This window comes from Actinoplanes sp. KI2 (genome assembly GCF_025630775.1).
Classification (GTDB): domain Bacteria; phylum Actinomycetota; class Actinomycetes; order Mycobacteriales; family Micromonosporaceae; genus Actinoplanes.
Genome location: NZ_JAOSZE010000090.1, coordinates 1 through 13,504, shown reverse-complemented (window position 1 = coordinate 13,504; position 13,504 = coordinate 1). Strand labels below are relative to the sequence as shown.

13 protein-coding genes are annotated in these 13,504 nt (G+C 71.0%); 3 read left to right on the top strand and 10 right to left on the bottom strand.

The features are described 5' to 3' along the window. Nucleotides 1–709 (bottom strand): maleylpyruvate isomerase family mycothiol-dependent enzyme (locus ODJ79_RS45970; protein ID WP_263030078.1); only part of this gene is annotated, 709 nt, incomplete at its 3' end. Nucleotides 710–1,010: 301 nt separating this feature from the next. On the opposite strand from ODJ79_RS45970, the gene ODJ79_RS45965 reads away from it, so the two are divergent. Further along, nucleotides 1,011–2,696 carry a substrate-binding and VWA domain-containing protein gene (locus ODJ79_RS45965; RefSeq protein ID WP_263030077.1) on the top strand — a complete coding sequence of 562 codons (1,686 nt, stop codon included), beginning with the start codon at nucleotides 1,011–1,013 and terminating at the stop codon, nucleotides 2,694–2,696. Nucleotides 2,697–3,069: 373 nt separating this feature from the next. Here ODJ79_RS45965 and ODJ79_RS45960 read toward each other — a convergent pair whose 3' ends face one another. From ODJ79_RS45960 to ODJ79_RS45920, 9 genes are all read right to left on the bottom strand, one after another. After that, on the bottom strand, nucleotides 3,070–3,633 hold the full coding sequence (locus ODJ79_RS45960) for a hypothetical protein (RefSeq protein WP_263030076.1): 564 nt from the start codon (nucleotides 3,631–3,633) through the stop codon (nucleotides 3,070–3,072). A gap of 484 nt (nucleotides 3,634–4,117) precedes the next feature. Next, nucleotides 4,118–4,456, bottom strand: a complete 339-nt coding sequence (locus tag ODJ79_RS45955; RefSeq protein ID WP_263030075.1) for a hypothetical protein — start codon at nucleotides 4,454–4,456, stop codon at nucleotides 4,118–4,120. A gap of 73 nt (nucleotides 4,457–4,529) precedes the next feature. Continuing rightward, nucleotides 4,530–5,963: a phytoene desaturase family protein gene (locus tag ODJ79_RS45950; protein ID WP_263030074.1), complete on the bottom strand. Its 1,434-nt coding sequence runs from the start codon at nucleotides 5,961–5,963 to the stop codon at nucleotides 4,530–4,532. After that, nucleotides 5,960–7,117 (bottom strand): glycosyltransferase, encoded by a 1,158-nt coding sequence (locus ODJ79_RS45945; protein ID WP_263030073.1) that lies wholly within the window; start codon nucleotides 7,115–7,117, stop codon nucleotides 5,960–5,962. Before ODJ79_RS45945 ends, ODJ79_RS45950 begins: the two co-directional genes overlap by 4 nt. After that, nucleotides 7,114–7,860, bottom strand: a complete 747-nt coding sequence (locus tag ODJ79_RS45940; protein ID WP_263030072.1) for a carotenoid biosynthesis protein — start codon at nucleotides 7,858–7,860, stop codon at nucleotides 7,114–7,116. The genes ODJ79_RS45945 and ODJ79_RS45940 overlap by 4 nt, the downstream gene beginning before the upstream one ends. Then, the gene (locus ODJ79_RS45935; protein WP_263030071.1) at nucleotides 7,857–8,435 is read right to left on the bottom strand and encodes a GNAT family N-acetyltransferase; all 579 of its coding nucleotides are present in this window, start codon (nucleotides 8,433–8,435) and stop codon (nucleotides 7,857–7,859) included. Before ODJ79_RS45935 ends, ODJ79_RS45940 begins: the two co-directional genes overlap by 4 nt. 2 nt (nucleotides 8,436–8,437) lie before the next feature. Next, complete coding sequence (locus tag ODJ79_RS45930) at nucleotides 8,438–9,088, bottom strand: monooxygenase (RefSeq protein WP_263030070.1); 651 nt, start codon at nucleotides 9,086–9,088, stop codon at nucleotides 8,438–8,440. A gap of 6 nt (nucleotides 9,089–9,094) precedes the next feature. Then, on the bottom strand, nucleotides 9,095–9,568 hold the full coding sequence (locus ODJ79_RS45925) for a YbaK/EbsC family protein (protein WP_263030069.1): 474 nt from the start codon (nucleotides 9,566–9,568) through the stop codon (nucleotides 9,095–9,097). 5 nt (nucleotides 9,569–9,573) lie between these two features. Next, a complete protein-coding gene (locus tag ODJ79_RS45920; protein WP_263030068.1) occupies nucleotides 9,574–10,383 on the bottom strand; it encodes an SDR family NAD(P)-dependent oxidoreductase in 810 nt (269 codons plus the stop codon). Nucleotides 10,384–10,468: 85 nt separating this feature from the next. On the opposite strand from ODJ79_RS45920, the gene ODJ79_RS45915 reads away from it, so the two are divergent. Continuing rightward, nucleotides 10,469–12,427: an amino acid transporter gene (locus tag ODJ79_RS45915; RefSeq protein ID WP_263030067.1), complete on the top strand. Its 1,959-nt coding sequence runs from the start codon at nucleotides 10,469–10,471 to the stop codon at nucleotides 12,425–12,427. Nucleotides 12,428–12,606: 179 nt separating this feature from the next. Further along, on the top strand, nucleotides 12,607–13,476 hold the full coding sequence (locus tag ODJ79_RS45910) for a GNAT family N-acetyltransferase (protein ID WP_263030066.1): 870 nt from the start codon (nucleotides 12,607–12,609) through the stop codon (nucleotides 13,474–13,476). Nucleotides 13,477–13,504 lie beyond the last annotated feature (28 nt).

The window sequence follows — 13,504 nt, the reverse complement described above, 5'->3', positions numbered from 1 at the left end:
ACTTTGCTTCTTCCCGCCATCGCTGCCAGAGCGCCCGGTCGCCCTCGATGTGGCCGGGTTCCCGGCGCCTGTTCAGGATCAGCAGAAGGTCTCTGGCCGGCGCCTTGACGATCACGTCGGAGTCCCGTTCGCCCGGCTCCCATTCGAGGCCGTCCGGGGTCAGCGTGACGTGCCAGCACTGGCCGAGGTCGGTGGCGGCGAACAGCAGCGACTCGCCGTCGCCCTGGAAACGAGGGAGATAGCCGAGGGTGAGCAGCAGGTCGGCGACGCCGTCGGCGGCCAGGTCGGGGGCGAGGTCGCCGGTCGGGTCGGCGTCGAACCGGTGCACGATCAGGTCGTGCAGCATGCGGCGCTGCCAGAAGCCGGCCGTCTGGAACTTCGGGTGCCAGGTCCACACCGTCGCGTCGAAGCCGATGTCGTCGACGGCGGCGTTCAGTCGGCGGGCGCCCTCGGCCAGCCAGGCCGGCCACTCGTGCCGCTCGTCCGGCGCGTGGATCAGGCGATATTCCGCCGGTTGGTCGCGGCGCTCCTTGATGATCCCGGCCGCGAGGCGGTGGCCGGTGCCGACGTGGGTGACGAGATCTCGGACGGTCCAATCCGGACAGGTCTTGATTTTTCCGTCCGTGGGCATTTGTGCGGCCGCGGCGGCGAGCCGGGCGGTCTCCGCCGTCAACTCGTCGGCGTAGCGGCGGGGTGGCAGCCAATCCATGCGGCCGACCCTATACAACCGGTGGCACCATTTCCGTCCACCGCTCACCGCCCGCGTTCGCGACATTCCGATCTTGCGTGGGTGGGCGGCCGTTTCCTGGCCTTTTTGATCTCCATTGATTACCTACGGTATCGACGACCGTTGTATACCGCAGCTGTGCACCCTTCGCCGATGACCAGGGAGTTCACAATCTGTTCGACGCGAAAATCAATTTCCCTGTTGCCTTCCGCGCGCGGGCGGCTACTATTCGGCCTCGTTCGAAATCGACCGTGCGTAATCGTCCGGGAAAGAGGGTGATGGGATGTTGGAACCGGTGCGGCATTCCGCCCTGTCCGATCCGGACGACCAGCCGGCCAGCCTCACCGTCCGCGTCCTCCTCGCCGTCATGATCGTCGGCGTGCTGGTGGTCGTGGGCGGCGGCACAGCCTGGTGGATCTATTCGCAGAAGCCCACCGACCAGGCTGCCGCTCGTCCCGCGGGCCCGTGCCCCGACACGGTCCTGCACGTGGTCGCCGCCCCCGAGATCGCCCCGGTGGTCCGGGAAGCGGCCCGCACCCTCAACGGCGGTGGGGACTGCGGTCCGGTCGGCGTCACCGCCCAGGACCCGGTGGTCACGGCGTCCGCCCCCGAACAACCCGACGTCTGGATCCCCTCCTCCAGCGCCTGGCTGCGGATCTCTCTGGTGGGTGGCGTCGAGGCGTACCGGGTCGACGGTGACCCGATCGCCCGCAGCCCCATCGTCATCGCCGGCCCGACCGCCATCGCCGGCCGGTACGCCAAGGGCGACCAGACCACGTGGATGCAGCTGATGGCCGGCGTCGCCGGCCATCAGATCCCCGCGGTGACCATGCCCGACCCGCTGCACTCCACGGTCGGCATGCTCGCGGTCTATGCCATCCAGACCGCGATGGCCAGCAGCACGCCGGACGCCGGCATCGCCCAACTGCGGGCGCTGACCCTGCGCAGCCGGCTCAAGGACGCCTCCGCCGACCCGGGCGAGCTGCTGCAGCGGGTCGCCTCGGCCACCGACCCCACCGCGGTCGCCAACGGCATCGGGGTCTTCCCGATCACCGAGCAACAGCTGATCACGTACCAGCACGGCGGGCACGCGATTCCGCTGACCGGCTCGTTCCCGTCCGACGGGCTGATCGAGGCGGACTACCCGTTCGCGATCTCCAGCTCGACCGAGCACGCCGACCTGGCCGTGCGGCTGCACGCCGCGATCGGCAAGCCGATGCTGACCGAGGCGGGTTTCCGAACGTACGCGATGGCGCACACCACGCCGGTGCCGGAGCGCACCGACAAGCTGCTCGGCCCGGCCGTCCAGTGGGCGCAGTACCGCGCGCTGGCCTTCCAGGTGCTGCTGCTGATCGACGACTCCGGCTCGATGAACAAACCGGCCACCGACAAGGCCGGCCGGCCGACCACCAAGGCGGCGCTGCTGCGCCAGTCCGGCCTGGCCGCGACCCAGGTGCTCGGCGACGAGACGAGCGTCGGGATGTGGTTCTTCAACACGCCGAACCCGAAGAGCCCGCCGCACAGCGAGGTCGTCCCGTTCGGCCCGATCAACGCCAAGGTCGGCGCGGGCACCCGCCGCGCCGCGATGGCCACCGCGATCAACGGCTACCAGGCGCCGAACCAGGCCGGCACGCCGCTGTTCCAGACCATCCTGGACGCACAGGCCGCGATGCGCCCGCGGGTTGCGCCCAACACCATCACGATGGTCATCGTGCTGACCGACGGCACCGACGGCGAGTCCACGTACTCGATGCCGAAGAAGACCTTCCTCGACCGCCTGGCCAAGTCCCAGGACCCGGAACGCCCGGTCCCGGTGATCGGCGTCGGCTTCGGCCCGGACGCGGACATGAGCACCCTGACCACGATCGCCCACACCACCGACGGCAAGGCGATCGCCGCAAGGAACCCGGCCGACCTGGCCTCGGCGCTGGCCAAGGCGTTCCTGGCCGCCCACGCCGTCCCCTCCTGACCGGCGTCGCGGCTTCGCCTACGCGGCGGGGATAGTCGGCCACGATGCCGGCTACGCGATGCTCGGCCGCCCAGTCGAGTCGGGCTTCCGGCCCTGCGTGACCCACCCGCCGATGTTCGGCGGTCAGCCGTCGAAAGTGCGCGGCCGGCCTCCTCGGTCGTGCCGAGCTGGAACGTGCCGTCGCGGCCCTCGGCGACCGTCTGGTCCGGCACGGTCACGGGCGATGCTGGAGGACGTCTTCGAGGCCTGACCGTCGGGTTAACCGGCCCTCGGCGGCCCGGAAGTCACCCGGCGCGAACGGCGCGGCCGGCAGGCCGGGGCCGATCTGGGTGGAGAGGGCGACCCAGCGGAGGTCGCCGACGGGCTGTGCACGTCACTGGAGGCTGGCAAGAAGGTCTTTCATGACCGGGGTCAGGGCCGGGAGCTGTTGCTGGAGGGGATGCAGCTTGTCGAACGTCCGGATGTTCTCCATGCCGGGCAGCACTTCGACGGACACGTAAGCGTTGCCCGAGCGTGCGTCGAGGTGCAGTGCGGGCTCGAAGTAGACGGCAAATGCCCCATCCGCCAGTCCCGGCGCGTCGGCGCCGCCGATCTGGCTCGATGCCGACCTCTCCGACTCGAACCAGGTGGTCGCCGTCGCCGCACCGGCGGCTCCGCTGAAGATCCTGATACGGGCCGTGATCAGCGGCGAGACTTTGCCCGGCGCGGTATATCTGCAGCTCGTATCGTCGAATACGGCCCCTGGGACCACCTTGTCGAGCGTCTCTCGTTCTCCGGGAGCCACGTAGTCGGCGACCCGCTTGCCCTTCGAGGCCACGCCGTAGGGTGGCGAGGTCAGCGCCGGGCATCCGGCGGAAACGCTCTGCCAGGTTCGGGCCGATGACTGCCCCGGCTGCGGTGTCGCGTTCGCCTCGTTCGCACAGCCGGCGGCCACCATGACGAGCAGGCAGGCGATCCCTGCCCACCGTGAGCTCGAAAGCATCCACGCCCCCATTCCTCGACAACGTGCGAAGACCATACGGCAGTGGATCTTGATTTGGGGGGCGCCGATCTTGGCTTTTTGGGGGCCGCCTGCCCGGGGGCCGCCTGCCCGGGGGGCGCCTGCCCGGGGGGCCGCCTGCCCGGGGGGCAGGCGCGGTCGTGGGCGACCGTGCGGTCGAGGAACTCGGCCACCGCCCGGCGTGCCCCGGGGCCCGGCGCTCCGGTGGACAACTTCAGCAGCCCGCCGCCAGCAACGCGGCTCGCTTGCCCTCCGGATCGCGGACCCGCGCCACCTGCCCGAAACGTTATTTCTCGGGTCGAGCTCGTCCTGCTCGGGCCGGACAACACCGCGATCTCGGCGACCGAGCAGGATGCACGCCGATGCGTTGCGTGGGATCCGCGGAGGCCACGCATCGACGGACCCCGACGAAGGTCATCGGCTAGTCCGGGTCGCGGTCCGGCGAATCGGCCGGACCGCTGTCCTCGTCGGTCGCGTCCATCGGGACGCCGAGAACGAACTTGACGTCGGGCTCCGAGACCGGGTTGATCCAGCAGCGCATCGCGAGTTCGGGCGAGAACCGATTCACGTCGGCGCCGAACGCCCGCTCGGCCTGGACGAAGTCCGGGTTGGCGATGCCGAGGGACAACCCTGGCCAGGTCTGGACCGTGGTGGCGCCATCGTCGAGATAGTGCCCCCACGACTTCCCGCACAGGCAGGACCGCTTCTCCGGGAAGAGACGAACGATGTCGCCGCAATGTGCGCAGTACAACAGCTTCACGGGACAGCAGCGTCTCACTCCCCAGCACCGCGACGCCAGGCATTAAGCCCCGGCCGGTGCCGGAGACGTGGGGTCAGGCGGGGTCGATTTGGGTGGCGGCTATCTCGGCGGAGAGGGTGACCAGGGGGAGGCCGCCGCCGGGGTGGGCCGAGCCGCCCACCAGGTGGAGGTTGGGGAGCGGGCCCTGGTTGGGCGGGCGCAGCAGGCCACCCGTGGTGCCGTAGATGGCGCCGCCCGGGGCCGCCGTCGTGGCGGCCAGATCGGCGGGCGTGCGGGTCTCCAGGAACAGCAAGCGGTCGCGGACGTCGACGCCGGCGCGGGCCAGCAGCCGCAGGATGTGCTCGGCGTAGGCGTCGGCCAGGCCCGGGCGCCGCCAGTCGACCGCCGACCAGGCGGTGCCGTGGCGGGGGGCGTTGACCAGGACGAACCAGGACTCGCAGCCGGGTGGGTGGACCGCGGGGTCGGCCGGGCGGGTGACGAAGATCGTAGGGTGGTCGGCCGGGCGGGCCCGCCGGGACGCGCCGCCGAAGATCGCGTCGAACTCGGCGTCGTAGTAGGGCGGGAAGAAGACGTTGTGATGGGCCAGCCCGGGGGTCTCGCCGCGGACGCCCAGCAGCAGGACGAAGCCGGCCAGGCTGCGGTCGGTGAGGGCCGGCAGGCGGGACGGGGTCGGCAGCAGGTCGCGGTAGAGAGTGAGCGCGTCCACATCGGACACGATGACGTCGGCCGGGCGGAAACCCGAGGCGGCGTGGACGCCGGTGGCCCGCCCGCCCGACGTCGCGATCCCGGTGACCTCGGAGTCGAAGACCAGGCGCACGCCCAGCGCCTCGCAGCGGGCCACCATCGCCGCCGCCAGCGTGGTCAGGCCGCCGGGCAGATACCAGCCACCGAAGGCAAGCTCCGCGTACGGGATGGCTGCCAGCGCGGCGGGTGCCCGGCGCGGATCGGTGCCGGCGTAGGTGGCGTACCGGTCGAGCAGCAGGCGCAGCCGCGGGTCGTCGAAGTACCGCTGACCCAGGTGGCGCAGGGTGCGGCCGGGCGCGATCGCGGCCAGGTCGGTCAGTCGCCAGGAGAGGCCGGCCAGGGTGGCGGGGGTGACCGGGTGGCGCAGCACCGAGCGCCACGACGCGCGCCAGATCCGGGCCGCCCGCCGCCAGAAACGCTCCCAATCGGCGGCGGCCGGGGCGCCCAGCGACTGCGCGATCCGGTCGGTGAAGACCCGATGGTTCGACGACGAGTCGAGCACCGTGCCGTCCGGGAAGAAGTGGCGCACCACCGGGTCGAGCGGCTCCAGCGGCAGGGACAGCTCGAGGTCGGTGAAGACCTGGGGGAGGGTCAACAGGCTCGGGCCGGTGTCGAAACGGAACCCGTCCCGTTCGTAGCCGCCCAGCTTGCCACCCGCGACACCGGACCGCTCGTGCACCTCGACGTCGTGCCCGGCCCCGGCCAGCCGGATCGCGGCGGCCAGCCCGCCCACCCCCGCGCCGATCACGATGATCCGGCTCATAGCGGGCGGCCCCGCCAGCTCAGGCGGGACCGGCGGCGCAGGCGGAACGATCGGGCGGTCAGCCACGCGAACAGCACTATCGACACGGGATGGGCCAGGCAATCGGGCCAGGGGCGTCCGCCGGTCGCGACCGCGGAGATCGCGCGGCCGGCCACGCCCAGCAGGTAGGCGGTCACAGCGATCAACGCGGCGGAGGCCGAGCCGGTGACGGCCAGGATCGGCGCGGCGACGACCGGCAGCGCGTACAGCAGAAGCAGGGTGACCACGACGATCGCCGCGGCCGGAGCGGAGCCGAAGGACGCCCACAGCGACTTGGTGTAGCCGGCCGTGAGGCCGCTCCAGGAGGTGTACATGGTGCAGGTCGCGCGGCGGGAACCGTCGGCCAGCGCTATCCGGCCGCCGGCGCGCTTGACCTGCCGGGCGAGCGCGATGTCCTCCAGGATCTCGGCGCGCACGGCAGCGTGACCGCCCGCCCGAAGATATCCGGCGCGGTCGGCGATCAGCCATTGCCCGCCGGCGGCGGCGAGCGACGGGCGCGGCGAGCGCTCCATCGCCCGCAACGGCAGGAACGTGAGCCAAGACCATTGCAGCAACGGTTGCAGCAGGCGTCCGGCTCCGCCGATTTTTGGGTACGCCGAGAGCAGCGTCACGTCGATCTCCCGCAACAGCCGCACCGCCGAGGCCAGGGCATCCGGCGCGAGCACCACATCCGCGTCCACGAAGGACAGGATGTCGGCATCGGCGGCCGCCCTGCTCAGCTGCCAGCACGCGTGCGGCTTGCCCAGCCAGCCCGGGGGCAGCTCGGCGCCGGTGATCAGGTTGACCTTGTCGCCGGCCAGCGCGCGGACCAGCTCGGCCGTGCCATCGGTCGAGCCGTCGTCGAGCACGTGGATGGTCAGGTTCGGGACGCCGCGCTGGGCCAGCAGCGACTCGAGGCAGGGCGTCACCCGGTCCGCCTCGTCGCGCAACGGAAGCAGGACGGCAACCCTTTCCGCCGTTTCCCCCGCGGGTGGTTTGGCCGCCGACGTTTCGCCCGCGGGTGGTTTGGCCGCCGACGTTTCGCCCGCGGGATCGGGCAGCCGCCGCAGGAGCAGCGCGTTGACCGCGGTGTGCACGGTCAACGCGAGCCAGGGGAGCAGGACGAGCCAGCTCATCGCCGCATCCGCACGGCCAGCGGCACCACGACGATGCCCATCAGCGCCCCACCCCAGACCGCGGAGGCCGGGAGCCCCAGGAACACCGCGTGTGCCAGCACGGAGGAAGCGTACGTCCAGAACCAGAGCGCGATGATCGGCGCGTCGGCGGCGTCCGGGGTGTTCGTGGCCCGGCCACCGGCCGCGGCCAGCGCCGTCATCAGGAGCAGGGCGAAACCGAGCCAGCCCAGGTAGTTGCCGATCGGCACGCCGGGGACGCCGGGCAGCGCGGGCGTGGGGTGCTGCCAGCGCCAATAGCCCTCGGCGACCATCTGCGGGTCGAGGAAGAGGTCCCAGGCGGCGAGCCCGAAAGCGGCGATCAAGACCCGGGCGGTGGTCGCGCGGGCGAGGCGGAGCGCGCCGAGCCAGGCCGGCCAGGCCATCCAGGTCCAGGCCAGCGGGATGATCAGCGGCACGCCGAGGAGCTTGGGGCCGAGTTCGCCGGAGTAGTCGTACGCGCCGAACGGAAAGCCGGTCGCCACGCCGACCGCCTCCACGGCGAAGCCGCCGAGCGTCGCGGTGCCGATCAGGGCGGCTGCGGCTCGCAGGCCGCGGGTCATCAGAGCGTGGGTCGTTGAGATGACATATCCGATAAGGACGGTAGAAACGGTCAACCCCGCCCGGGTCGAGCCGCTGGTCAGGGGATAGCAGATCTGGACCAGGATGAGGGCGCCGAGCGCCGCCCAAATCGGATATTTCGTCAAATGCCGACGATGCCCGGTGCGTCCTCGGCGGGCCGCTCGGCCAGCGGCAACTCCCGTCCCAGGATCGCGAAGGCCCGCTCGTCGCCGGGGAAGAAAAAGTGCCGCAGCACGTCCACGAAGCCGAACCGCCGGTACAGCCGCCAGGCCCGGGACTTCTGCTCGTCCGCCTCCGGCGTGGACAGCAGCACGGTCTGGCCGTCGGCCATCGCCAGCAGTGCGCGCAGCTGCCGGGCGCCGATCCCGTGCCCCTGTGCGGCCGGCCGCACATGTAGCTCGACCACCTCGAAGCAGTCGCTCAGCCACTGCTCACGGGCCGCCTCGCCGAGCGACGAGCGCACCTGGTCGTGCCACCACTGGCCGGGGCCGGAGGTGTACCCGTACCCGAAACCGGCGAGTCGCCCATCGGTGGTGAGGGTGGCGACCGCGCGGAAACCCGGCCGCCGGACGTGGGCGCCGATGTAGCCCCGGCGGGTCTGCAGCAGCTCCTGGCGGTAGCCCATCGCCTCGCCGTAGACCGCGACCACGTCGTCGAGCCGTCGGAGCAGGTCGTCCGGCTGCCACGCAACGAGCCTCATACCTAAGTCTGCCCCTCTTCCAGCCACCCCAGCACCGGCCGGTCACCCGTCAGGTCGCGGACCGCGAACCGGGCGAACAGCTCCTCGGCATACCACCGATCGGTCGGGGTGCGTGCGATCACCGCACGATGCTCCGGCTGACGGTACGCGAACCGCGTCAGGTCCGCCGCATCCCGCCAGAGGCTGATCGTGCCCTGCCAGCCGACCGGCGCCTCGCCGATGCCGAACGTGGCCAGCAGCCCGGGGGCTTTCACGACCTCGCGGGCCACCGGCGCGATCGCCCGGTAGAACGCGATTGCCCTGGTGGGACGCAGGCGGGCCCGGGTGATCGCGAGAACTATGCCGTCGGATTCACCCCGTTGCGGGGTGAATGGGGCTTTGCCCGACCAGGTGCCGCGGCTGCTCAGCGGCTCGAGGATGACCGTGGCCCGCTGCACCGCGAGACGGTCCCAGGTCGGGTAGCCGACCGGCGTGTCGCTGACGGTGATCGCGGCGTACCGCGTTAGGTCTGCATTTTTCGGGGTAAATCCATTGCTGGTGCCCAGGAACTTGGCAAATCGGATGCCCGGCTGCGGCTTGGCGAAGGCGATGCGCAGCCAGGCGGCGCCGATCCGGTGGCGCGGCACCCGCCACACGTGCAGGGTGACCGGCATGCAGCCTCAGGCCACCTCGGTGGGCGTGCCCGCGGTGACCCGGACCAACTCGTCGTAGGAGATCGGGAAGACCGCGCGGGGCACGCCGCCGGCCGCCCAGATCACCTCGTATTGCGCGAGGTCGACGTCGACCAGCGTGCGCACCGGCTTGGGGTGGCCCAGCGGCGCGACCCCGCCGATCGCCTGGCCGGTGTGCTCGCGGACGAACTCCGGCGTGGCCCGGCGCAGCTTCGCGACGCCCAGGCCGGCCGCGACCTTGGCGGTGTCCACCCGGTGTGCGCCCGAGGTCAGCACCAGCAGCGGCGCACCCTCGGCGTCGAAGATCAGCGAGTTGGCGATCTGGCCGACCTCGACGCCGAGCGCCTCGGCGGCAGCCACGGCGGTGTGCACGGCGTCGTCCAGAACCACGACCTGGGCGGTGTGCGCGCCGGCGGCCTCCAGCGCCTCGCGCACCGCGACCACGTTCGGATGCTGTTCCATGCCGCTCATTCTGTAACGCGGGCGCTGGCCTCCCAGAGCCGGGCGGCGAGCGCCGGGTCGGCGGCGTGCGGCCTCGGCTCCTTGACCTTGTGCCCGACGTAGTAGCCGCCGTTGACCAGCTCGTCCGTGGGCGCGGTGATCAGCCAGGTCAGCAGCGCGCCGGCCTTCTCCGGCGAGACCAGGAACGGGGCGTACCGGTAGAAGAGCCGCATCGCCCGGCCGGAGCCGAAGTTGGTGCGCACCACGCCCGGGTGGAACGACACGCTGGTCACATCCGGCCAGCGGCGGCTCGCCTCGGCGGCGAACAGGATGTTGGCCGACTTGGACGCGCCGTAGGTGCGGAACGCCCGATATTTCACGGGGCTGCCGACGAGGTCGTCCGGGTCGGGGGCGCCGGCGCTGTGCGCGTCCGAGGCCGTGTTCACCACCCGCTTGCCGGCCAGCCGCTCGCGCAGCAGGTTGGTCAGCAGGAACGGGGCCAGGTGGTTGCCCTGGATCGTGGCCTCGTAGCCGTCCTTGGTCCGCCGGTACTCGCCGACGATGCCGCCGGCGTTGTTGGCCAGGACGTCGATGGTCGGGTACGTGTCGAGCAGGTGGTCGGCCAGCGCGCGTACGTCGTCGAAGGATTCGAAATCGGCGCGGAACTGTCCCGGCTCGCGCCCGTTGCCCGCCGCTTTGACCTTGGCCACGGCCGCCGCCAGGCGGTCGGGGTTGCGGCCGATCACCACTACCTGGTCGCCCTGCGCGGCCAACTGCTCGGCGGCCGCAAGGCCGACGCCCGAGCTGGCACCCGTGATCACGACAGTCCGGTCCACCCGGCACACTCCCATCGGTCATCGATTTGTCGCACCCGTAGGGCATCCTGGCACCTGTCCGTCGCCAGGCCCAGTGGAGCGTGAATTGAGCACCGAGATCAACGTGCCGGCCGTGGTGGCCAGCCCCGAGCGGCCGTACGAGCCGGGTCATCGGGTCAGCCGCTGGCTGCTCGCCCATCGGGTGCAACCGGTCGGCCCCGAGTCGGCGCAGACCGACCACGAGCAGCCCTGGTGGAAGGTGATGTGCCTGACCGGTGTCGACTACTTCTCCACGCTGTCCTATCTGCCGGCGATCGCGGCGCTCGCGGCCGGCGCGCTCTCCCCGCTGGCCACGCTCCTGATCGTGGCATTGACCCTGTTCGGCATGCTGCCGATGTATCGCCGGGTCGCCCGGGAGAGTCCGCACGGGCAGGGCTCGGTGGCGATGCTGGAGCACCTGCTGCCGTTCTGGCGGGGCAAGGTGTTCGTGCTGGTCCTGCTCGGCTTCGTGTGCACCTCGTGGATCATCACGATCACCCTGTCGGCGGCCGACGCCACCGTCCACATGTCGGAAAATCCGTATCTACCGGGCTTTCTGCACGGCCACGCCGTGCTCATCACGGTGGTCCTGCTCCTGATCCTGGGTTTCGTCTTCCTGCTCGGCTTCAGCGAGGCCGTCGGCGTGGCGATCCCGCTGGTCGCGGTCTTCCTCGCGCTCAACGCGGTGATCACCGTGGTCGGCCTGGCCGACGTCTTCACCACGCCCGGCGCGCTGTCGAACTGGACCGACGCGCTCACCTCGTCCGGCGGCGGCTTCCTCGGCATCCTCGGGCCGTCCATCCTGGCCTTCCCGGCCCTGGTGCTGGGCCTGTCCGGCTTCGAGACCGGGGTCAGCATGATGCCGCTGATCAAGGCGGGCACCATGGCGGAGCGCGTCCGCAACACCCGGAAGCTGCTCACCACGGCCGCGCTGATCATGAGCGTCTACCTGATCGCGACCAGCTTCGTGACTACCGTGCTGATCCCGAAGGAGCAGTTCCAGCCCGGCGGCGAGGCGAACGGGCGGGCCCTGGCCTACCTCGCGCACGAAAAGCTCGGCGAGGGCTTCGGCACGGTCTACGACATCAGCAGCATCCTGATCCTCTGGTTCGCCGGCGCCTCGGCGATGGCCGGCCTGATCAACATCGTGCCCCGCTACCTGCCCGGTTACGGCATGGCGCCGGAGTGGGGCCGGGCGGTGCGCCCGGTCGTGCTGGTCTACACCGCGATCAGCATCGGCATCACGCTGCTCTTCCGCGCCGACGTGAACGCGCAGGCCGGCGCCTACGCCACCGGCATCCTGGCGATGATGGTCTCCGGCGCGGTCGCCGTCACGATCTCCGCCCTCCGGGCGAAACAACGGGCAGCGACCGCCGGCTTCGCGATCCTCACCCTGATCCTGCTGTACGCGTTGGCCGACAACATCATCGAGAAGCCGGACGGCATCGCCATCTCCGCGATGTTCGTCGTCGGCATCATCCTGGTCTCGCTGGTGTCCCGGGTGAGCCGGACGACCGAGCTGCGCGCCGACCGGATAGAGCTGGACGAGGCGGCCCGCCGGTACATCGCCGACTCGATCGACAACGACGGCGAGCTGGACATCGTGGCCAACCGGCGGGAGCACGGCGACAAGGAGGAGTACGCGTACAAGGAGAACGAGCAGCGCCGGATGAACCCGGTGCCCGGCCGGCACGACGTGCTGTTCTTCGAGGTGGACGTGGTCGACCCGTCGAAGTTCAGCGAGGTGCTCGAGGTGCGCGGCGTCGAGGTCGACGGCCACCGGGTGCTGCGGGTGCAGAGCCCGGCCGCGCCGAACGCGATCGCCGCGGTCCTGCTCGCCCTGCGCGACGCGACCGGGGTGATCCCGCACTGCTACTTCGCCTGGGCCGAGGGCAGCCCGCTCGTGCACCTGTTCCGCTATCTGTTGCTCGGCCGCGGCGACACGGCGCCGGTGGTGCGCGAGATCATCCGCAAGACCGAGCCCGATCCGTCCCGCCGGCCGGTGATTCACGTGGGCGGCGTCTAGGCATGGGGGCTGGGGTCTGCGGCGCGGTTTCGGCGGTTCTCCGATGTGCCGGTTCCTCGGCCCGCGACCTAGAAGCGAAGACGTTAGGCAAGCACACATTGCCTTCAAGGTCGCGTTTGGAGCGGCCCTGAGCGCGAAAATTGCTTGGATTATCTGACTGTGGTCAGAGAATATGGGGCGTGGATCAGATCGAGCTCGTGCGTGACTTCAATCGGTACTACACGCGGCGCCTCGGGGTGCTGGGCGATCACTATCTCGGGCTGTCCCGGCCGTGGAGCGAGTCCCGGCTGCTCTTCGAGATCGGCCCGGACGGGATCGACGTGCGCGACCTGCGTCGCCGGCTCGGGCTCGACTCCGGGTTCGTGAGCCGGATGCTGCGGTCGCTCACCGACCAGGGGCTGGTGGAGGTGCGGCCGCACCCGCGGGACGGCCGGGTGCGGGTCGCGTCGCTGACCACGGCGGGGCTCGACGCGCGGGACGAGCTCGACGCGCGGGCCCGGGAGAGCGTGGGGGCGCTGCTCGGGCAGCTCACGGCCGGCCAGCGGGACCGGTTGGTCGCGGCGCAGGAGCAGGTGCGCCGGCTGCTGCGGATGGCGACCGTGGAGATCTCGGCGATTCCGGACGCGTCGCCCGTCGCGCGGTTCTGCCTGCGGGAGTACGCGGCCGAGCTGGATGTCCGGTTCCCGTCCGGATATTCGGAGAGTGCGCTGCTGCGGCCGGGCGAGTTGGACGTTTCCGGCGGTGAGTTCCTGGTGGCGCTGGAGGAGTCGGCGCCGATCGGGTGCGGGATCTGGCAGCCTCGCGACTCTTTTGCAGAAATCCGACATGTCTGGATAAGTAAGGCCTGCCGCGGTCTCGGACTCGGCCGGCGGCTGCTCTCGGAGCTGGAGAGCCGGGCCGGTGCGCAGGGGTATCGCACCTTGCAGCTGGGGACGCACACGGCGTTGCCCGAGGCCGCGGCGCTGTATCGGAGCCACGGATACCGGGAGATCCCGCTCTACGACCCGGAGGGGTACAACCAACTCGCCTTCGAGAAGGTTTTGCCCTAGCCGGCCGTCGCGTTTTTGTCGTACAGGC

Bases quoted from the DNA above. Each gene is read 5' to 3' on its own strand.
- ODJ79_RS45950 (WP_263030074.1), bottom strand. From the start codon at position 5,963: ATGAGCCGGATCATCGTGATCGGCGCGGGGGTGGGCGGGCTGGCCGCC.
- ODJ79_RS45925 (WP_263030069.1), bottom strand. From the start codon at position 9,568: ATGGAACAGCATCCGAACGTGGTCGCGGTGCGCGAGGCGCTGGAGGCC.
- ODJ79_RS45965 (WP_263030077.1), top strand. From the start codon at position 1,011: ATGTTGGAACCGGTGCGGCATTCCGCCCTGTCCGATCCGGACGACCAG.
- ODJ79_RS45935 (WP_263030071.1), bottom strand. From the start codon at position 8,435: ATGAGGCTCGTTGCGTGGCAGCCGGACGACCTGCTCCGACGGCTCGAC.
- ODJ79_RS45960 (WP_263030076.1), bottom strand. From the start codon at position 3,633: ATGGTGGCCGCCGGCTGTGCGAACGAGGCGAACGCGACACCGCAGCCG.
- ODJ79_RS45930 (WP_263030070.1), bottom strand. From the start codon at position 9,088: ATGCCGGTCACCCTGCACGTGTGGCGGGTGCCGCGCCACCGGATCGGC.
- ODJ79_RS45945 (WP_263030073.1), bottom strand. From the start codon at position 7,117: ATGAGCTGGCTCGTCCTGCTCCCCTGGCTCGCGTTGACCGTGCACACC.